The sequence below is a fragment of the Anaeromassilibacillus sp. An200 genome (assembly GCF_002160025.1).
GTDB lineage: Bacteria > Bacillota > Clostridia > Oscillospirales > Acutalibacteraceae > Caccousia > Caccousia stercoris.
Window position 1 is genome coordinate 1 of record NZ_NFJU01000001.1, and the last position, 18,968, is coordinate 18,968.

Here is an 18,968-nt window from a genome sequence, read left to right on the forward strand (position 1 = left end):
GTAAGCGTAAAATCTAATCACACCTTGTTCCAATATGTGTAATATGAAACAATACCTCCGTGTAGTGTCAGACAGTGCATGGTAGTGTCGTACACTGCCAGCGAAGCGGAGGTATTATTATGAACAGAGGACTACGAGCGTACAACGGGCAGAATAAACTGGCACAGTGGGTACAGATCGTATCCGAGTGCCGGGAGAGTGGCATGAGTGTACGGCAGTGGTGCCAGGAGCATGGCATCAATATTTCGTCCTACTATTATAAATGGCAGAGAAAAGTGTATGCCATGGTCCAGGCACAGCAAGAAGTTCAATTTGCAGAGGTGACGCCAGTACAGGCAGTATGTACTGACCGTGTGGCCGTGACGATTCGGATCAATGGTATGGAAGCAGATATTCACAGCGGTGCGGATGCTGCCACTGTAGAAACAGTCCTCCGGGTTCTGCAATCATGCTGAGCGACTTCACCGGTGCTGACAAGGTGTATATCGCCTGCGGCTATACAGATCTGCGCCGTGGGATCGACGGCCTGGCTGCATTGGTTCAGCAGGAATTTTCGCTGGATCCATTCACCAACACGCTGTTCCTGTTCTGCGGCAGGCGCCGGGATCGGATCAAGGCGCTGTACTGGGAAGGCAATGGCTTTGTGCTGCTCTACAAGCGCCTGGAGTCCGGCAGCTTCCAATGGCCCAGAAACGAGAGTGAGGCCAGAGCTTTAACTCCCCAACAATACCGCTGGCTTATGGAGGGATTAAGTGTTGACCAGCCCAAGGCCCATAAGCCTGTTTCTGGTCTGGAGATCCTCTAAAGTTTTTGCATTTTTTCACCAATATGGTATAATAGACCCATGAAAAATACAGAACTTTACGGAACAAGCAACACGGAACTGGTCACCATTTCGCGTGCGGAATATGAAGAACTTCAAGCGCAGAGTCAGCGTGTCTCTGCGCTTGAAAAGCATGTGGACATACTTTTGGAGGCACTGCGCCTTGCACGGCATAAGCAATTTGGCGCATCCTCGGAAAAGAGCGACGAGATGCTTACAGAGCAGATCCGTTTCCTGTTCAATGAAGTGGAGGTATTTGACCAGCCCAAAAAGGAAGAAGTTACCGCTGTGGCTGCTCATACGCGCCACAAAAAGCATGAATACACCCTGGACAACGTTCCGGAAGGCATGCCCATAGAGGTGGTAGAGCACCGTCTGGAGGGTGAGGAACTGGTGTGTTCCCAATGCGGAAATACCATGGAGGAAATTGGTGTGGAAGTGGTAAAACGGCTCAAGATCGAGCCCATCCGTTTGGTTGTGGAGGAACACCGTTATCACACCTATGCCTGCCGGACCTGCGACCAGGAGGACATTGCGACGCCGGTTGTTAAAGCGCCACGGGAGAAGAACATCATCCCCGGCAGCTTTGCCACACCGGAAGCCATTGCCCACATTATGACGCAGAAATTTGTGATGGGCAGTCCGCTGTACCGACAGGAGCAGGAACTGCATCGCCAGGGTGTCTCCTTGAGCCGGCAGACCATGTCCAACTGGATCCTGCGGGCAGCGGAGGATTATCTGACCCCAGTGTATGAGCAGCTGCATAAAGAGCTGCTTGGCAGAGCGGTGCTCCATGCGGATGAGACAACGCTGCAGGTGCTCCATGAACCGGACAAAAAGCCTCAGAGTGAGAGCTATATGTGGCTGTACCGGACCAGTGGAGATACGGACAAGCCCATTGTCCTGTACGAGTACCAGCCGGGCCGGGGCGCCAGGCATCCAAAAGCGTTTCTGACAGGCTTCCGGGGCTACCTCCACACGGACGGTTATGCCGGATACCACAATCTTTCGGATGAAATCACCGTGGTCGGCTGCTGGGCCCATGCCAGGCGGAAGTTTGATGAAGCAGTCAAATCTCTGCCCAAAGGGAAGGCAAAAGGTGGTTCTGCCACGCAGGGTCTGGCTTATTGCAATAAGCTGTTTGAATTGGAGGATACGTTCAGCGACCTTTCTTCGGAGGAACGATACGTCCAGCGGCTGGAGCAGGCAAAACCTGTTCTGGACGCTTTGTTGGCATGGGCAAATACCAGAACAGCAGCACCAAAGTCGGCCCTGGGCAAGGCGTTTATCTATCTAAAGGAGCAATGGCCGTATCTGGTCAATTATTTGCGGGACGGCAGGCTGGAAATCTCCAACAACCGTGCTGAGCGAAGCATAAAGCCCTTTGTGATTGACCAGAAGAACTTTCTGTTTGCCAATACGCCCAAGGGGGCTGCTGGCAGTGCTGTAATCTTTTCTATGATCCAGACAGCTCTGGAAAACCAACTGGATCCCTACCGCTACTTGACCTGGCTGCTGAAAACAGCCAACGGTGCAGATCTGACCAGACCGGACATATTCCAGAGTCTCCTCCCCTGGAAGGCTCCGGAGACGTGTAAAGTAAAATGACGAGACAATCCCAGCTCTGAGAATCATCTCTGAGCTGGGATTGTCTATGCGCCGTTACGTTTGACGCTTACCTATTAACCGCCAAAACATCTGTGATTTGCGCCATTAAATACAATACCCCGTGTAGCGTCAACTGTCACAGTAGTACCGCTCTTGAGAAGATGCGTAGCAGATTCCGCATTGACAATGACAGGCTTTTCCAACGCAAGCCCAACAACAGCTGCGTGGGAATTCTCGCCGCCCTGTTCTGTAACCAGTCCGGCACAGGATTTGATCAAAGGCACAAGGGAATTATCTGTCTGAGGAATAACCAGAATATCTCCAGGCTTGTAATTATGAATAGCTTCCTCTGCACAGGAACAGACACAGAGATTCGCTGAAACGCAGCCGGTCCCAATTCCTTCACCAGAAACAAGCACATCTCCTACGAGCTGTACTTTCAACAGATTGGTTGTACCTGAAATTCCCAACGGCACACCAGCGGTAATGACACACAGATCGCCATCTTTCACAAGATTCTCCTCACGTGCAACATTCACCACATGATCAAACAAATCATCCGTATTTTTCTTTTCTTCCACCATAATTGGCACAACACCCCAGGAGAGGTTCATTTGGCGCTGCACTTTGGGATCAGTGGTTCCGCTGATAATGGGGCAGACCGGACGGTATTTGGAAATCATACGTGCTGTCTTACCGGATTTTGTAACTGTAATAATAGCCGCAGCGCCCAGATCGTGAGCGGTGGTACAGGTTGCGTGGGAAATTGCGGAAGTTACATTCGGCTGCTCTGTGATTTCTCTGCGGCTGAACCGCTTTTTATAGTCAATATCCTGCTCAGTTCTCTCGGCAATACGAGACATCGTTTTAAGTGACTGCACCGGGTAATCTCCCGCAGCTGTTTCGCCGCTCAGCATAATCGCACTTGTTCCGTCATAGATTGCGTTTGCCACATCCGTCGATTCGGCACGCGTCGGGCGGGGATTTTTCATCATGGAATCGAGCATTTGGGTAGCGGTAATCACCTGCAACCCAGCATTGTAAGCTTTTTGAATCAATTCCTTCTGAATAATAGGAATTTCCTCCAAAGCAATTTCCACACCCAGATCTCCGCGGGCAACCATAATACCATCAGATACACGAATGATATCGTCGATATTTTCCACGCCATCAGAATTTTCGATCTTTGCAATGATACGGATACTGTGGCAATTGTGGCGCTCAAGCTCCGCTCTCATATCCAGAATATCCTGTGCACTTCTGGTAAAGGAGGCCGCAATAAAATCAAAATCCTCCTGAACAGCAAAGGCTATATCTTCTTTGTCCTTTTCGCTGAGAAAGGGGAGGGAGAGCTTGATACCCGGGACATTGATGCTTTTGCGAGCGGAGATCGGACCACCATTGATAACAGTGCAGAGAATATCCGTATCTGTAGCAGAATCAACCCGCAATTCAATCAAACCGTCATCGATCAGGATTTTAGAACCGGTTACCACTTCCATCGGAAGCTTGGAAAACGTAATGGCAGCGATGGTGTTATCTCCCACTACATCTCTTGAAGTGAGGGTGAAATGTGCGCCAGCCTCCAAAAAAACCTTAGGCTCACTGAATTCCTTCAGACGAATCTCAGGACCTTTTGTATCAAGCAGCAAGGCTATCGGCAGGTGCAGTTCTTCCCGAAGCTTTTTCACCTGCTCCACACGGACCTTTTGTTCTTTATGAGTTTGATGGGAGAAATTCAAACGGGCTACGTCCATACCTGCAATCATCAGCTGCCGCAGAACATCTCCTTTATCCGTGGAGGGGCCAAGGGTACAAATGATTTTTGTTCTTCTCATTTTTTTCATCCCTTCTTCATGTTCTTTCAGAAACAAATTTCCAAAACTATTCCATGATGTATGATAGCACCAAGCAATACAAAAGGCAAGTCTCAATCGAAATTTACGGTTTTTTCATTGAAATTATACAGGTAAGGCGATACAATAAGAAAGATACGGCAGTATATTGGAAACAATGAAAAGAAGGGAGGAGGAGCTTTGGCTCGGTCACGAAAACCGGAACGTGTTGTGAAAAGCAAAGTAAACTGGAAAAAACGAAGCCAGGTCAACCGTTTGCATTTGGTCATGATATTTTTAATGATTGCCATTTGCATTTCAGCCGCTGCCGGTGTTGGACTTGCCCTAATTCAAATTTACGATCCTTTTTCTGAACCGGAGGTTTCTTCTTCCGCTCCATCCACTGTGTCTTCTAAGCAGGACGAAGAACTTCCTGTTTATGATAACAGTTTTAACCTTGTTCTGGCAAACTCTTCTGATCCTTTACCGGACAGCTTTCTGGTGCAAATAACAGACTTTCATGGGGTTTCAGTAGACAAACGAATTGTTCCCGCGTTGGAAAAAATGCTGGATGCCGCAGCGAAAGATGGAATTACATTGACGGTGGAAAGCGGTTATCGGAGCTCTGAGGATCAGGATGCAGAGTTTGAGCGCCGTGTGGAAGACTTAATTGCGAACGGCTACACCCGTGTTCGTGCGGAAGCATCTGTGCAAAACAGCTTCGGACGGGGCGGCTGTAATGAAAGTCAAACGGGAATGACGGTGGGTTTTTCTACAGAAAAAGAAAATTTTGCATCCAGTGAAGCATCCCGCTGGTTGACAAAAAACTCTATTCTTTATGGTTTTGTCCTCCGTTTTCCTCAGGGAAGCGAGGATGTGACAGGAAGGGACTATGATCCCACACTATACCGTTATGTGGGCACACAAAATGCAGAAAAAATGCGGCAGCTTTCCATGTGTTTGGAGGAATACGCAGAATATTTACAGGAACAGCAGAGGTGACGAGCTTCTGTTTTTATAAAGCTGAGGTGTGATTGAGATTGTATCAACTGAAAAAAAAATGCGGCACAGCCCGCAGAGGAGAATTCCATACACCGCATGGTGTGATCCAGATGCCGGCCTTTATGAATGTGGCAACAGCCGGAGCAATCAAAGGTGCGGTATCTGCTTTGGATCTCAGAGAACTGAAATGTCAGGTACAGCTTTGCAATACCTACCATCTGCATCTTCGCCCGGGAGATGAGATTGTCAAACAGCTGGGAGGACTGCACCGTTTTACCCGTTGGAATGGCCCCATCCTGACAGACAGTGGAGGATTTCAGGTTTTTTCCCTTGCCAAACTGCGCAACATCAGGGAAGAGGGGGTAACCTTTGCTTCCCATATAGATGGTCACAAAATTTTTATGGGACCCGAGGAAAGCATGCAAATTCAGTCTCATCTGGGTTCCACCGTTGCCATGGCCTTTGATGAATGTATTGAAAATCCCGCAGAATACAATTATGTCAAAGCTTCCTGCGATCGAACCGCACGCTGGCTGTATCGCTGCAAAGCAGAGATGGATCGCTTGAATTCGCTGCCGGATACCCTGAATCCTCAACAAATGCTGTTTGGCATTAATCAGGGAAGCACCTATGCCGATCTTCGGATTGAGCATATGCGCCGGATCCGTGAGTTGGATTTAGATGGATATGCCATCGGCGGTTTAGCGGTGGGGGAGAGTGCGGAAGAAATGTACCGCATCATTGAAGCGGTAGAACCAGAGATGCCGCAGGATAAACCCCGATATTTGATGGGAGTGGGAACCCCCGTCAACATACTGGAAGCTGTGCGGCGTGGTGTGGATCTGTTTGACTGCGTGATGCCTACCAGAAATGCCCGGCATGGCCATGCATTCACCTGGCAGGGAATCCGTAATATGATGAACGCTAAATATACACTGGACGAATCCCCCTTGGATTCGGAATGTGATTGTCCAGTCTGCCGCTCTTTTACACGTGCTTATGTGCATCATCTGTTCAAAAGCGGTGAAATGCTTGGTATGCGGCTTTGTGTCATGCATAACATCTATTTCTATAACACATTGCTCGAACGAATCCGTCAAGCAATGGACAACGATCAGTTTGAAGCTTTCTATCAAAAATATACACCGATTTTGGGAATTCGCATTTAAAAGCAATCTGTAAAAATTTTGCTCTGTGTAATTTTCCCATTTTGTTTACAGAATCATTTCAAAAAGGGCTTGCAAGCCCGAGAAGTTCTTGCTATACTATATGATACTATACTAAAGATATAAGGGGTATGCTTTACAATGGAACGTTTCTTTTTGCTTGATGCTGCTGGAACAGCAACCGACGCGGCAGAGGGGATGGGGGCAGGAAGCCTTTTGCTCATGTTGGTTCCTTATGCACTGATCATTGTTGCTCTTTACTTTATCATGATTCGCCCTCAATCCAAAAAGAGAAAAAAAGAAGACGCTATGCGCAAAGGCGCTCAGATTGGCGATGAAATTACAACCATTGGTGGTGTAGTGGGCCGTATTGTCAGCATTAAGGATGAAAATGAAACCCTTGTGATTGAGACTGGCACGGATCGCAGCAAGATTCGGATTAAGAGATGGGCAATTGGCAGTGTGGATACTATTCATGATGACGCTGAATAATCTGTAAATCGAATTCTCATAAGAGAAACATAAATCAAATCCTCCTTGAATATCATTTTGATAAATGATATTTGAGGAGGATTTTTTTATGAAGAAAAACAGGGGAGCTGAAAAAAAAGAGTGGGTAACAGCAATTCGTGCTGTTTTGATTGGTTCGTTTAGCGGAGCTTTCATCCTGTTCCTTTTTATGGTTTTGTCTGCATATCTGATCTCCTGTATGAATCACTTTCCCCAACAGGCTGTAAATGTTATTATCTTGTTCCTTTCCGGTATTGGCTCTCTTTGCAGTGGTTTTGTGACGGCACGAACGGCGGGGAAGAGGGGGCTCCCATTGGGATCTGCTTCCGGCCTCCTCTTGTTTTTGCTTTTTGCTGCAGCTGGCTTTTCGGCAGGTTCCATCTTGTCTTTCGCTGTATTTTTTACCAGAATGGCAGTTATGGTTTTAAGCGGTGCCTTAGGAGGGTATGCGGGTATTCGTAAAAAATGAATAACTATTGCATATTATACTAAAGTTTACATAATGCAAATCAGTAAGTTTACATAATTTTAAGCATTGAGCATTTATGCATAGGCAGTATAATTCTTATTGCTTTTAGGAGAAATATGTATTATAGTAAAGATATTGAGTTCTTTTTTACAAACCGCATGCATATTGTTTTCCAACAGAGCAATTTTCTCTGTAGGAGGCATGTGTAATGAGACTTATGAGGACAAACATTTTTCCGAAACGCTCCTGCGTACCTAATCGCAGAGGTTCTTCCGGTGGAATTTTGACTCGTTCGCATCTCGCGCTATATTTACTGGCTGTGTGCTTATTGGCCGGAACTGTGTGCGGTACTACAGCATCTGTATACTCAGGTGCTCAAATTTTGCAGCGATTTGATTTATTTTTTCAAACAAGCGCTTCCATGCGGCTTACTGAACCTGTTTACATGGTCTTTTCCGCATCGTTTGCCTCATCCTTTCTCTTTCTTCTGATTTGTTTTTTGTGCGGCCTTTCTATTTGGGGATTTTTGTTTGTTCCTATCGTTCTATTTTTTCGCGGCTATGGTGTGGGGCTCACGGCGGGATTTTTATGTTTTTCCTACCAGTGGAAAGGTGCACTGTTTCATTTGTTGGTATTACTGCCAGGCATTTTCTTCATTTGCTTGGCTCTTTTATTTGCCGGTCGAGAAGCATTTCGCGCATCCAAAGGGTTAGCTCGCACAGGACATATGGAGTTCAGGAATTATCTGATGCGTTTTGGTTTTTCGCTTTCCCTGGCATTTGGCGCAGCCATTCTCGACGTTGTTACCTCTGTTTGTTTTGCGGGACTTTTTTCATTTCCATGAGGGATCGGCAGATGACAGAAAAAGCTGCAGAAAGAGGATAGGGTTGAATCAAATGATGGACTATAGTAAAAGCTTCTCAAAATATCTGGAGCAAGAGAAACATGTATCCAACAACACACTGGATTCTTATCGAAGGGATGTGGAGCATTTTCTTGTTTACCTTCGGGAGGAACGTGGAATTGAAACTCCTTCACTTGCTGCTGTTTCCGATGTGGAAGCATACATTTCCTATCTTACTTCTCTGGATAAAAGCAGTGCTACTATAACACGCAGCATCGCTTCCATTCGCGGGTTTTATCAATATCTGATCCTGAAAGGAGAAGCTGCGGAGAATCCAGCAAAAGCCGTGAAGCTGGAAAAGCCAGCGAAAAAGCTTCCGCAAATCCTTACAGGTAAAGAGATTGAGCTTTTGCTCAATCAGCCAAACGCAAAGGAACCGAAAGGCTGCCGTGATAAAGCTATGCTGGAATTGCTCTATGCAACAGGAATCCGCTCCTCTGAACTGGTTGAATTGAACATAGGGGATATCGATCTTCGGGAATCTATTCTGATATGCAGCCGTGGAAAAAATGGGGAGCGTCGTATTCCTGTGCATGCTACTGCTATTTCCGCTGTATCAGAATACATTAGCCGGGTGCGGTCTCTGATCCTGGCCCCCGATGGTGGACAAGCTCTGTTTACAAATTTAAATGGCCGCCGGTTAACTCGGCAAGGATTTTGGAAAATTGTAAAAGGTTATGCAGAACAGGCTGGAATTGTAAAAGAAATCACTCCGCACACTTTGCGGCATTCTTTCGCACTTCATCTGCTGGAAAACGGAGCCGAATTGAAGGACATTCAATTGATGTTGGGACATGCAGATATTTCTTCGACACAAATTTACGTCCACCTATTGAACGATCACTTCAAAGAGGTATATAATAGTTGTCATCCACGAGCTAAGCTTGGATAGCCCATAGCGGACTGCTTTGTGGTAATTTTATTTAGGAGTGATTTTTTTGGGCCTCTTTTCTATCAACTACAACAAACCGGGTCCTGGAGTTTCTAAGGATGCTCCGGTAAAGAAACCGTTTTTCCGTTTTTGGGAGGTTTATTTCCGTAAATTTTTTGACTTAATTAAAGTTAATCTTCTTTTTGCGATTCCTACAGCTGTTATTGTAGTCCTTTCTTTCATGTTCGGAATTTTCATTTCTTCTGTAAATCCCAATCTATCCTTTTTAGGTTGGCTTCCTATGATTTTTCTCTCTCCCTTTGTAGCTGGTTTGACATTTGTATGCCGTAACTACGCTAGGGAAGAACACGCTTTTATTCTTTCAGATTTTTGGGATGCTGTAAAAAACAACTGGAAACAATTTTTAGCAAATGGTATCATCTGCTATATTTTTTATGTTTTGATGTCCATTTCCATTCCGTTCTATTCTGCTCAACTGAGCTCTAACTCTCTGCTGTACATTCCTTTTGTAGTATGCTGCATCATTTCTTTTCTCTTTATCTGTGCGCAGTTCTATATTCCTGTGATGATCATCACATTTGATCTGGGGCTGAAGCAGATTTACAAAAACGCCTTAATTTTTGCGATTGTTGGTTTGTGGCGCAATTTAATGCTGATTGCCATTTTGGCCGTTTTTATTGTTGCTGCTATCATCTTTTTCCTGATGATTCCTGCGCTGGCCGTTTTAGTCTTGTTTGCTCTTGCTGTATTTTGGATGTTTGGGTTCTTTGGTTTCTTGATTAATTTTGCCGTTTATCCTATGATTGTAAAATTCATCATTACACCTTATGAAAAAGCTCAGCAGGAGAAAAAGAAAGCAGAAGCAGGAGAAAACACAGAAGAAGAGGAAGAAGATGAGCCCGATTTTCAGGATTCTTTGTATTAAAAATTAATATCAAAACTAAAAATCCCCGGTTCCTGGAAAGATATCCTTTCAGGAACCGGGGATTTTTTCAGCAACTTTATTCTTCTTTTTCAGAAATTTTCTTTTTTCTTGCTTTTACATTTGCCAGTGGGTTTGCTTCCATCGCTTCTGAGATTTGCTGATTGGAGAGATGTGTATAAATTTCAGTCGTTCCTAAATTCTCATGCCCTAATATATCCTTCAGTACACGGATATCCACATGTCCTTGCTGATACATCAGGGTTGCCGCTGTATGGCGCAGCTTGTGCACAGAAAATCCTACTTGGGCCAAATCAATCTCTCCCAAATACTTTTTTACAAGATACTGCACTGTTTTGGGACTGATTCTTTTATTTTGCTTGCTGATAAAAAAGGCATTTCGATCCTCAGCCCTCAAACCATCATGGGGTCGTACTTTCAAATAACGGGAGATCGCATCACGACAAGCATCGTTCAAATAGACAACTCGTTCTTTATTTCCCTTACCGACGATGCGAAGCGTTTCGGAACCGCTGTTCACATCCGACAGATTGATTCCAACCAACTCGGAAAGGCGCATTCCACAATTCAAAAAAAGGGTCAAAATGCAATAATCCCGTTCCGCATAAGGACCGTCCACTTTTGAGAGCAATTCCAGAGACTGTTCCAGCGTCAGATATTTAGGCAGAGCTTTTTTTAGCTTTGGTGTTTCCAGTTCCTCAATAGGGTTGATTTCCAGCTTATTGACTTTATTGGTCAAATACTTGAAAAAGGTACGCAAGCTGGAAACCTTTCGGGAACGTGTAGCAGCACTGTTGCCGCGTTCCACTGCAAGATAGTTCATATATTCATACACCTGTGTCAAAGTAACACTTTTGATTAGAGTAAGATCTACATCCTGAATGTCAATCTCATCAAAGGGAACATCAGCAGATACTAAATGGTTTTTCTGCTTGAGGTATCGGAAAAATGTTCGCAGGTCTGTGTAATACTCCAAAACAGTCAAAACAGATTTTCCTTTAATTGTTTGCAGATAGCCAAGGTATTGCCGGAGAATTTCAGGGGCACCGCTAAGTTCTTCCTGTAATTTTGCTTGAGGCTTCATAAGCAATCACACCAATCCAATCCAGAGCACGAAATCCGAAAAAGTAAACTCGGAAAAGGCTCCTCCCTTAATTATACAAAATATTCATTTTGTATAATTATTATAGCAAAAAAAGCTGCTTCCTGCAAGCCCTAATTTTCCTCCTCTTCCTCCTCCCTCAACGGAAGTATTCCTCCGATGTCCAGAAGAGGACCTCCATGCAAGGAGAAAGGTATCACATGATGATTAGCCAAAAAGGAACAGATAGCATCTGCGTCTGGATGTGTACGAAGATCTCCCGAAAAAGCCAACGTATCATTCGCCAGCTTTCCGCAGGCTCCACCAAGAAAACCATACGGATATCCAGGAAGCTCTACAAAACCAGATCTGATTTGCAGAACCTCAAGTCCTTCTTTTTTAGCCGAATTTGCAATAGACGGGTCGGCTGTGATGCACGCCTCCTGAGAAACCACTACAGTGGAACATTTCGCGTATCCCTGCTTTACACAAACCAAACGAATGTTTTCTCTTTTCAGGGCTTCTTTCAAAGTCCCATCACAAAACGGTGAAGCAAAGCAGAGTGCTCCCATCTGCACTGCATTTAAGAGAATATCACCCGGATATTCTTTTTGTAAAAAATTTTGGGTGAAAAATGGTTGGAATCCGTTCTTTTGAAAAGAAGAAAACAAATGTTTGTTTTCCCTTGCTACCAACACTTTTTTTCCACCTAAGGGATGACAAAGCATATCTGCATGGGACTGTACCGGCGCAGCAAGTGCAGGCCAAGGCGGAATTTTCAGACAGGAAATTCCGCAGGCCTTCAATGCTGTTATTGTTATTGGTGCTTGTGAAGAGATAGCGGCTTGCACCACTTTCCCCTTGGGTAAATTAGGAGAAATCGAATATTTGTTTTTCTTCATCCATCCTCCACCCTCAACCTATAAAAATTCTATCCATTTTGCCGCAATGCATCTACAGGATTTAAACGCGCTGCCTGAGCTGCGGGATATACACCAAAAATGACTCCAGACAACATCGAAAAAATCAGGCTCAACAACACAACGTCCCCTCGTACCACAAACGTTGTGTGCAGAATGGAGGCTCCCAGAAAAGACAGCACACACCCTACTGTCAGCCCACAAAGACAGCCAAACAGAGACAAAAACAATGCTTCGAACATAAATTCCAGCATGATAGTTCCACGTGTTGCTCCCAGGGACTTTTTTACTCCAATTTCTCTTGTTCGTTCACTAACAGATACCAGCATCACCGTCATGATACTGAGACTGGCCACCAAAAGAGAGATCGCGCCAACTGCGGAAAGCACCAGTGTGACAATGCTCAGCATGGAATCCAGCGTTTCCCGTTGTTTGGCAATATTGTTTGCAAGATATCCTCCCACCTGTCCGCTGAAACGCTCCAGATTCGATAAGATTCCTTGTCCTGTTTCGCTGACCTCATCGGAATTTTGAACTTTTACAGCAATTTGATCAAAACCCGTCTTACCTGTGCTTTGCTGAAAAGTTGTATAAGGAAGATATACAAAAGTAGGGATATAATTTCCCATCATATTTTGCAGCAAACCACTTCCCGTCTTAACAATTCCGATCACTTCAAACTCCTGTTCTGTCCCTGCACATAGAACAGAAACTGTTTTTCCGATAATGTTGGAGCGAGCATATGCTTGGTTAGCAAACGCTTCGTCCACCAAACAAACGGATTCCCTCCCTTTGATATCGGAACGATCGAACATGCGACCGTAAATGACCTCTAAAGAAATAATTTCATCCGCATTGGTGTCGATGCCCCAAACAAGAGCCTGTGTTTCATATCGTTTGGAGGAAAGATCAGCGGTTTCAACCAGAACAGGCGTTACCGCCTCCACACCGCTACACGTTTCAATGACAGAAAGCTCGTCCTCTTTGAGCATAGATGATGAACCGTTCGCCGTAGAAATTGTTAGACCGCTCAACCCAAGACTTTCCAGCTCATTTCCAACGGCAGATGCTCCATATTGTCCAATGCTGCTGATCAGTGTCACGGAAGCCACGCCGATCATGATTCCTAAAATGGTCAGCGCGGTGCGGCTCCGTTTTCGCTTAAGGTTTCGTAAAGCAGAGTGAAGCAGATATCCCATCAGGCCTCCCCCGCTTTCTCATCCAGAATCACACGGGAACCATCTGTCAACTGATCCGGATGGTACAGCAAAATATCTCCTTCCTGTATGCCAGACAAAATCTCGAAGCCATTCTCATATTCTTCGCCTGTTGCAACATCGGCACGAACAGCCTTTCCTCCCCGGTACAAAAACACGTATTCCGTCCCATTTTCATCAGCGCCCACTGTTTCATAGGGTGCAATCAGGACATTTTCCTTTTCCTCGGTAATAATGCGCGCTGTAGCAGAAAAACCGGGCTTGATATCCTGTCCCGGATCCTCAACCGATACAACAACTTCCACAACCGTTTCCTGAGAAGTTCCTGAAAGGGTTTGCGTTGCTTCCTCCGCAATCTCTGTCACCGTGCCGTAATACACAGAATCCCGAAACCCAGTACCAGTAATTTCCGCTTTTTGTCCTGTTTTCAAGGCTGCTATCTGCGATTCTCCCACAGTAAGCCGAAGCTGCAACCCGTCTCCACTGGAAATCACTACAGCGGTTTGCCCTGTACGGACATAGCTCTCCGGCTCAATGGATACCGAAGTAACTGTACCATCAATAGGTGACGTAAGCTTCTGTGTTTCAAGCAGTTCATCCGCATTCTGGCCATTCAGAAAAGCGGAATATGTCTTGACTGCATCTTGTTCCGAAATTCCCTGCGGTGCCATTTGAATTTCGGCAAGAGTCTCCCCCTTTTCCACTTTATCTCCCGGCTCCACAGAAACGCTTGCAGCAATCCCTGTTTGCTCCACTGTTACGCTGCTGGCGCCGGTTCGTTCCACTCTCCCCATACAAGAAAGAAAGTCCTCTGCCGGCACTGCTGCAACCTGTAAATAAGCAACATGCGGAATGGATGCCTGATACCATTTTCCTGCCGAAAAGACAGAAATCGCCGCAGCCAATGAAAGGCTGGACAGAACCACATATTTATTCAATGTCATTCCCCCATTCGATTTCTCCGACTTATTCTTTGATCCAATCCCAAAAATATGAGCTGAAAAAAGGGAAAAATCAAGGGGAAATTGTGAGATGCTATGAATAAAGCATAGAGGGTACGGAACAAACTAGCTTACGAGGTGATCAAAATGAGCATTATACAATGTGATGAGGATTGTGTATATCAGGAGGACGGATATTGTATTTTGGATATGCCTTCTGCCGTTACGAATTACACAGGAAACGGATGTGTACACTGTATTCATGTTCTGCCCCGCAAGGAATATGAGAAAGGAACAGCAGTTTTCACTCCATCAGAGCCTCAAATGCCTCCCGCACATTATGAACACCATACAATTTGATATCGGAAGGTGCCGATATTTGCCGCAAACAATGGGCAGGAAGGACACAACGCTGAAATCCAAGCCGGGCAGCCTCCGTCACACGCGCTTCCGCATGTGTGACGGAGCGTAGCTCACCGGCCAGGCCAATTTCTCCAAAAACAATGGCATCATCGCGCACAGGAGTATCCTTCAAACTTGAAACCAGGGACATCGCCACGGCAAGATCGACGGCAGGTTCATCCAGCCTGAGACCTCCCACCACATTCAAATAGGCATCCAGATTAGAAAAATAATACCCTGCTCTTTTCTCCAATACCGCCAGCAAAAGTGCCATCCGGTTGTAATCAAAACCGGTAGCCATGCGTCTGGGGTTTCCAAAGCCTGTGGCAGTTGCAAGGCCCTGTATCTCTGCAAGAATGGGACGCGATCCCTCCATAACACAGGTGACACAAGTACCTGATACATGCTTGGGACGTCCCTCCAGCATCGCCTGCGAGGGGTTTTCCACTTGACGAAGGCCTTTGTCCCCCATATCAAAAACGCCGATCTCATTGGTCGAACCATAGCGATTTTTCACTGCTCTGAGAATTCGATATGACATCTGGCGGTCTCCTTCAAAGTACAGAACAGCATCCACAATATGCTCGAGCACCTTGGGACCAGCAATAGCTCCATCTTTGTTTACATGCCCCACTACAATCGCCGGTATTTCCAAAAGCTTAGCTGCCCGCATAATTGCATTGGTACATTCTCGTACCTGTGTCACGCTGCCCGGAGAAGATGAAAGCTCTGTCATATTCATAGTCTGAATGGAATCGATCATGACCAAATCTGGTTTGGTTTGACGCATCTGCTCTACTACAGCCTGTACGTCTGTCTCCGTCAAAATATAGAGATTTTCACTATTGACACCAAGCCGAGCTGCTCTAAGTTTAATCTGACGTGCGGACTCTTCCCCTGATACATACAGAATTTGCAGAGACTGACCTAAAAAATCACAAATCTGGAGGAGTATTGTCGATTTCCCTATTCCAGGCTCTCCACTGACAAGTATGAGCGAACCCTTTACAATTCCTCCCCCCAAAACCCGGTCAAGCTCTGTTAAACCAGTGTGATAACGGGCTTCCTCCTCCGTATCAATTTCACGAATCCGCATCGGTTGGGCAGTTGGTGTATGCGAAATAGTAGAAACCGCCCCTTTTCCCACCGAGGTATCCCGAATTTCCTCCTGCATGGTATTCCACTGCCCGCATCCTGGACATTTTCCTGCCCATTTTGCGCTCTCAAATCCACATTCCGAACAAACATAAATACTTTTTATTTTTGCAGCCATTCTTTTCTCCTGCTTTCGATTCTCTTATTTTATATCATCCGAGTTTGTTATCCTGTTTCTTCTTCCGCAAGATAGCGGGTCAATCCATCGTAAATACAGAATGCCATTTGCTCTTGATAAGAGGTTTCTCCCAACTTGGAGGCTTCCTCTTCATTGGACAAAAAACCGCATTCCACAAGAACAGCCGGTGTTTCCGCATGCCAAAGCAGATAGATAGAGTCTGTTGCTTCCTTATTCTCTCTTGTATTTTCAGGCTGAAGCATGGTAACCACGCTTTGCCGTATCGCCTCTGCAATCACGGCGCTTTCCTCATGGTTGGGAGAATAAAACATCTGTGCACCATGATAACGGCTTTGTTCAAAATAGTTTTGATGGATGCTGATGAGAATGCAATTTGGCTCCTCTTCGATTTGCGCAAGCCGGCTATGGATATCGCTGACTTTTCTTTCTCTTACGGTAGGTAAAGTATTGTCCCCAATGGAGCAATCTTCTTCCCGAGTCATTTTGACGCGGTATCCGGAAGCCTCCAGAAGATCCCGGAGTTTAAGGGCAATCGCAAGATTTACATCTTTTTCCAGAAGGCCGTTTTTCGACTGTGTTCCCCCGTCCTCTCCTCCGTGTCCTGGATCCAGATAGATCACCGGAGAAGAGTTTTCCGCCAAAGAAAGAGCCATTTGGCCAAGTGTTTCACAGGACAAATAAGAAAGCAGCAGAAAAATCAAACAGCTCAGAACCAGAACGGCAATGGGAGCCGCATATCGACGCTTCAAGAATCATCACCCCGTCCAATATATACGAGGGACGAAACAGGCTTTATGCGGAAACCAGCACAATTACCTTGCCAAACTGCGGATCCATCGATACCTGTTTACTTTTACAACAGCGACAAAGCATTTCAAAATCTGATCAGACTTTAAGCAGAGGAACACGATAACCGGTGGCAGTTGAAACAGAAACGCGGCAGCAGTTGAAGCGGGCAGAACAATACACCACATAAAAATGGTGTCGTTTAGAAAGACAAAGGAAGTATCCCCTCCACCACGCACAATTCCTGTCAAAACTGGCATTTGATACGCAGTTCCAATACTGGTAACACTCAAAATCGTTAAAAATTGTTCTGCAAGAACTTTGCTGTCTTCCGAGATAGCATATACAGAAAGAATTGCTTCTTTGACAGAGAATAGCGCCAATCCGGTCAGCAAACCGATTCCAAGAAAAAGAATCTGCATGGTTGCTGCATACTGCTTTACCAGCTCTGTACGGCCTTCACCTATGGTTTTTCCAATAATCACACAGGATGCGCTGGCTGAACCATACGCCGCAACACTAAGAATTTGGAACACTGTGGCGGCGATACTGTTCGCTGCAATGGCCTGTGCTCCAAGATGGCCAAGAATGGCTGTTTGAGTTCCCATCGCAAGTCCCCATATTGCGTTGGAGGCAAGGACAGGAGCACCAGTACGAACCGCGTCACGAAAAAGCAGAACGTCAAACTTCAAAAAATCAGTTGGATGGAATTGCAGCTTTCGATCCACGCGAAAAAGATAAACCGTCACAATCACAGATTCTACAATGCGGGCTGTCAACGTTGCAACCGCAGCCCCTGCTGCCCCTAAACGCGGTGCGCCGAGATTTCCAAAAATCAGCAAAGAATTCAGACAAACATTGATGCATAAAGTAGAAAGCGAAACGACAATTCCTACACGGACGATTTCCACGCTGCGGAAGGCACAGAGCAAAATATTGGTGTAGGAGAAGAAAAAATAAGAGAAACAAATAATGCGAAGATAGCGTACCCCCTCCTCAACCACTGCTTGATCGGGAGTAAAAAGCGACAGTACCTCATGAGGAAAAAAGAACACAACCGCCCACAGCAAAGCTGCAATCACCAGACCTACTCGTAACCCTCCACTTAGTATTCGTTTGATGCTTGTAATATCCCGTTTTCCCCAGTACTGAGAAGACAGAACCACAATTCCTTCCCCCACACCCATGGTGAGCATTTGCAGAAGGAATTGAATTTGGTTCACAAGGGCAACCCCAGAAAGAGATGTCTCTTGGTAGGCTCCCAACATAATATTATCTGCTAGATTTACACTGAATACCACTAAATTTTGAAGGGCAATGGTAAGAGTCAATCGAAAAAACCAGAGGTAAAAGCTTCGATCCTTTGTCAATTTCAAGAAGGGACCTCTTTTCTGTGAAACAATTCTATCTGTAAAGCCATACTGCATTACAGATTTAAAAAACGGCGAAACAAAGCCGTTTTTTATATGTAATGTATTTTTACTTTACACAAAGCAACATGCATAAAGTAAAATACCTTTACAAATATTCCCCCGTTTTTATGGTTTTGAGGCCTGAATTTGGGAACGAATTGCTTCCCGCTCTTTCTTTAATTCTTCCAAAAGTGCACGAAACTCCCACGTCATGTTGTACGCTGTCATAATAGCCTTGAGAGGAATGTTTAGATTCTCCTTTTGCATGGAAAGCAGCAGCATATCCAATCTTTTCTTATCCAAGCCACATAAGACCATGGCCTCATCTTTCGCTTCTGTAAGTTGATCTGAACCACTTTCCTGCTCTCCATCTTCTTTGGCAGGAAAGCCAGGAATCTGTGCACACCATCCAACCGTTTGACAAAGCATATCGTCTGTAATTAAGCGAACAGGAAGCTTTAACTCTTCCAGAATGTGATAAAGGGTATTTGTTCTTTGACTGTCTGGATCGAAACCATATAGCAAAACCAACTCTTTCGCTTTTGGCACGTTAGCTTTCATGGATTTGTCTCCTTTCAGAACGACATATTTTTATTAATTATAAGATAAAAAGAAATATCCTTATTCATTATGTAAATCAGCTTTTGTTTTTCCCGTTTAGATAGATTCTCTCGAAACAGTGAAATTGCACAGGATTCTAAATCCATTATACAGAAAGAAATCTTTTTTTCAAGAATCTCTTTTTTCTAAATAAAAATCCAGC

19 protein-coding genes are annotated in these 18,968 nt (G+C 45.2%); 10 read left to right on the forward strand and 9 right to left on the reverse strand.

The features are described 5' to 3' along the window. Nucleotides 1-119 precede the first annotated feature (119 nt). The 3 genes from tnpA to tnpC are packed head-to-tail and all read left to right on the forward strand — an operon-like array spanning nucleotide 120 to nucleotide 2,431. Entirely contained in the window at nucleotides 120-455 is a 336-nt protein-coding gene (gene tnpA, locus B5F35_RS00005; RefSeq protein ID WP_087236852.1) for an IS66 family insertion sequence element accessory protein TnpA, read from the forward strand. Next, the gene (tnpB, locus tag B5F35_RS00010; RefSeq protein WP_087236853.1) at nucleotides 449-805 is read left to right on the forward strand and encodes an IS66 family insertion sequence element accessory protein TnpB; all 357 of its coding nucleotides are present in this window, start codon (nucleotides 449-451) and stop codon (nucleotides 803-805) included. The genes tnpA and tnpB overlap by 7 nt, the downstream gene beginning before the upstream one ends. A 39-nt stretch (nucleotides 806-844) precedes the next feature. Then, nucleotides 845-2,431 (forward strand): IS66 family transposase, encoded by a 1,587-nt coding sequence (gene tnpC / locus B5F35_RS00015; protein WP_242969327.1) that lies wholly within the window; start codon nucleotides 845-847, stop codon nucleotides 2,429-2,431. A gap of 74 nt (nucleotides 2,432-2,505) precedes the next feature. Here the strand turns inward: tnpC and pyk are convergent, their stop codons facing one another. Continuing rightward, entirely contained in the window at nucleotides 2,506-4,269 is a 1,764-nt protein-coding gene (gene pyk / locus B5F35_RS00020) for a pyruvate kinase (RefSeq protein ID WP_087237223.1), read from the reverse strand. A 198-nt stretch (nucleotides 4,270-4,467) separates the two neighbouring features. Here pyk and B5F35_RS00025 point away from each other — a divergent pair, with 198 nt between their 5' ends. The 7 genes from B5F35_RS00025 to B5F35_RS00055 all read left to right on the forward strand — a co-directional run bounded on the left by B5F35_RS00025 (nucleotide 4,468) and on the right by B5F35_RS00055 (nucleotide 10,134). Then, nucleotides 4,468-5,268 (forward strand): M15 family metallopeptidase, encoded by an 801-nt coding sequence (locus B5F35_RS00025; RefSeq protein WP_140401108.1) that lies wholly within the window; start codon nucleotides 4,468-4,470, stop codon nucleotides 5,266-5,268. A 38-nt stretch (nucleotides 5,269-5,306) separates the two neighbouring features. Next, nucleotides 5,307-6,437, forward strand: coding sequence for a tRNA guanosine(34) transglycosylase Tgt (gene tgt / locus B5F35_RS00030; protein WP_087236857.1), 1,131 nt, complete (start codon nucleotides 5,307-5,309; stop codon nucleotides 6,435-6,437). Nucleotides 6,438-6,575: 138 nt separating this feature from the next. Beyond that, entirely contained in the window at nucleotides 6,576-6,926 is a 351-nt protein-coding gene (yajC, locus tag B5F35_RS00035) for a preprotein translocase subunit YajC (protein ID WP_242969328.1), read from the forward strand. A gap of 88 nt (nucleotides 6,927-7,014) precedes the next feature. Then, nucleotides 7,015-7,413 carry a TIGR04086 family membrane protein gene (locus tag B5F35_RS00040; RefSeq protein ID WP_162611272.1) on the forward strand — a complete coding sequence of 133 codons (399 nt, stop codon included), beginning with the start codon at nucleotides 7,015-7,017 and terminating at the stop codon, nucleotides 7,411-7,413. 208 nt (nucleotides 7,414-7,621) lie between these two features. Beyond that, nucleotides 7,622-8,257 (forward strand): stage II sporulation protein M, encoded by a 636-nt coding sequence (locus B5F35_RS00045; RefSeq protein ID WP_087236860.1) that lies wholly within the window; start codon nucleotides 7,622-7,624, stop codon nucleotides 8,255-8,257. Between the two features lie 52 nt (nucleotides 8,258-8,309). Then, nucleotides 8,310-9,209, forward strand: coding sequence for a site-specific tyrosine recombinase (locus B5F35_RS00050; RefSeq protein ID WP_242969345.1), 900 nt, complete (start codon nucleotides 8,310-8,312; stop codon nucleotides 9,207-9,209). A 46-nt stretch (nucleotides 9,210-9,255) separates the two neighbouring features. Beyond that, nucleotides 9,256-10,134 carry a DUF624 domain-containing protein gene (locus B5F35_RS00055; protein WP_162611273.1) on the forward strand — a complete coding sequence of 293 codons (879 nt, stop codon included), beginning with the start codon at nucleotides 9,256-9,258 and terminating at the stop codon, nucleotides 10,132-10,134. Between the two features lie 76 nt (nucleotides 10,135-10,210). Here B5F35_RS00055 and B5F35_RS00060 read toward each other — a convergent pair whose 3' ends face one another. From B5F35_RS00060 to B5F35_RS00095, 8 genes are all read right to left on the reverse strand, one after another. Beyond that, nucleotides 10,211-11,236 carry a tyrosine recombinase XerC gene (locus tag B5F35_RS00060; protein ID WP_087236863.1) on the reverse strand — a complete coding sequence of 342 codons (1,026 nt, stop codon included), beginning with the start codon at nucleotides 11,234-11,236 and terminating at the stop codon, nucleotides 10,211-10,213. Between the two features lie 131 nt (nucleotides 11,237-11,367). Continuing rightward, entirely contained in the window at nucleotides 11,368-12,135 is a 768-nt protein-coding gene (locus B5F35_RS00065) for a DUF6873 family GME fold protein (RefSeq protein WP_087236865.1), read from the reverse strand. Nucleotides 12,136-12,164: 29 nt separating this feature from the next. Then, nucleotides 12,165-13,352 (reverse strand): ABC transporter permease, encoded by a 1,188-nt coding sequence (locus B5F35_RS00070; RefSeq protein ID WP_087236866.1) that lies wholly within the window; start codon nucleotides 13,350-13,352, stop codon nucleotides 12,165-12,167. Further along, nucleotides 13,352-14,314 (reverse strand): efflux RND transporter periplasmic adaptor subunit, encoded by a 963-nt coding sequence (locus B5F35_RS00075; RefSeq protein WP_087236868.1) that lies wholly within the window; start codon nucleotides 14,312-14,314, stop codon nucleotides 13,352-13,354. Before B5F35_RS00075 ends, B5F35_RS00070 begins: the two co-directional genes overlap by 1 nt. 301 nt (nucleotides 14,315-14,615) lie before the next feature. Next, nucleotides 14,616-15,986: a DNA repair protein RadA gene (radA, locus tag B5F35_RS00080; RefSeq protein WP_087236870.1), complete on the reverse strand. Its 1,371-nt coding sequence runs from the start codon at nucleotides 15,984-15,986 to the stop codon at nucleotides 14,616-14,618. Between the two features lie 47 nt (nucleotides 15,987-16,033). Continuing rightward, nucleotides 16,034-16,627, reverse strand: coding sequence for an N-acetylmuramoyl-L-alanine amidase (locus B5F35_RS00085; protein WP_242969329.1), 594 nt, complete (start codon nucleotides 16,625-16,627; stop codon nucleotides 16,034-16,036). Between the two features lie 192 nt (nucleotides 16,628-16,819). Continuing rightward, the gene (locus B5F35_RS00090; protein ID WP_242969330.1) at nucleotides 16,820-18,169 is read right to left on the reverse strand and encodes an MATE family efflux transporter; all 1,350 of its coding nucleotides are present in this window, start codon (nucleotides 18,167-18,169) and stop codon (nucleotides 16,820-16,822) included. A gap of 162 nt (nucleotides 18,170-18,331) precedes the next feature. After that, a complete protein-coding gene (locus B5F35_RS00095) occupies nucleotides 18,332-18,766 on the reverse strand; it encodes a DUF3783 domain-containing protein (RefSeq protein ID WP_087236873.1) in 435 nt (144 codons plus the stop codon). Nucleotides 18,767-18,968: the final 202 nt, after the last annotated feature.

What these genes read in the sequence shown, in the direction of transcription:
- tnpA (WP_087236852.1), top strand. Translation starts at nt 120, where the DNA reads ATGAACAGAGGACTACGAGCGTACAACGGGCAGAATAAACTGGCACAG.
- tnpB (WP_087236853.1), top strand. Translation starts at nt 449, where the DNA reads ATGCTGAGCGACTTCACCGGTGCTGACAAGGTGTATATCGCCTGCGGC.
- tnpC (WP_242969327.1), top strand. Translation starts at nt 845, where the DNA reads ATGAAAAATACAGAACTTTACGGAACAAGCAACACGGAACTGGTCACC.
- pyk (WP_087237223.1), bottom strand. Translation starts at nt 4,269, where the DNA reads ATGAGAAGAACAAAAATCATTTGTACCCTTGGCCCCTCCACGGATAAA.
- yajC (WP_242969328.1), top strand. Translation starts at nt 6,576, where the DNA reads ATGGAACGTTTCTTTTTGCTTGATGCTGCTGGAACAGCAACCGACGCG.
- B5F35_RS00040 (WP_162611272.1), top strand. Translation starts at nt 7,015, where the DNA reads ATGAAGAAAAACAGGGGAGCTGAAAAAAAAGAGTGGGTAACAGCAATT.
- B5F35_RS00045 (WP_087236860.1), top strand. Translation starts at nt 7,622, where the DNA reads ATGAGACTTATGAGGACAAACATTTTTCCGAAACGCTCCTGCGTACCT.
- B5F35_RS00050 (WP_242969345.1), top strand. Translation starts at nt 8,310, where the DNA reads ATGATGGACTATAGTAAAAGCTTCTCAAAATATCTGGAGCAAGAGAAA.
- B5F35_RS00060 (WP_087236863.1), bottom strand. Translation starts at nt 11,236, where the DNA reads ATGAAGCCTCAAGCAAAATTACAGGAAGAACTTAGCGGTGCCCCTGAA.
- B5F35_RS00065 (WP_087236865.1), bottom strand. Translation starts at nt 12,135, where the DNA reads ATGAAGAAAAACAAATATTCGATTTCTCCTAATTTACCCAAGGGGAAA.
- B5F35_RS00070 (WP_087236866.1), bottom strand. Translation starts at nt 13,352, where the DNA reads ATGGGATATCTGCTTCACTCTGCTTTACGAAACCTTAAGCGAAAACGG.
- B5F35_RS00075 (WP_087236868.1), bottom strand. Translation starts at nt 14,314, where the DNA reads ATGACATTGAATAAATATGTGGTTCTGTCCAGCCTTTCATTGGCTGCG.
- radA (WP_087236870.1), bottom strand. Translation starts at nt 15,986, where the DNA reads ATGGCTGCAAAAATAAAAAGTATTTATGTTTGTTCGGAATGTGGATTT.
- B5F35_RS00095 (WP_087236873.1), bottom strand. Translation starts at nt 18,766, where the DNA reads ATGAAAGCTAACGTGCCAAAAGCGAAAGAGTTGGTTTTGCTATATGGT.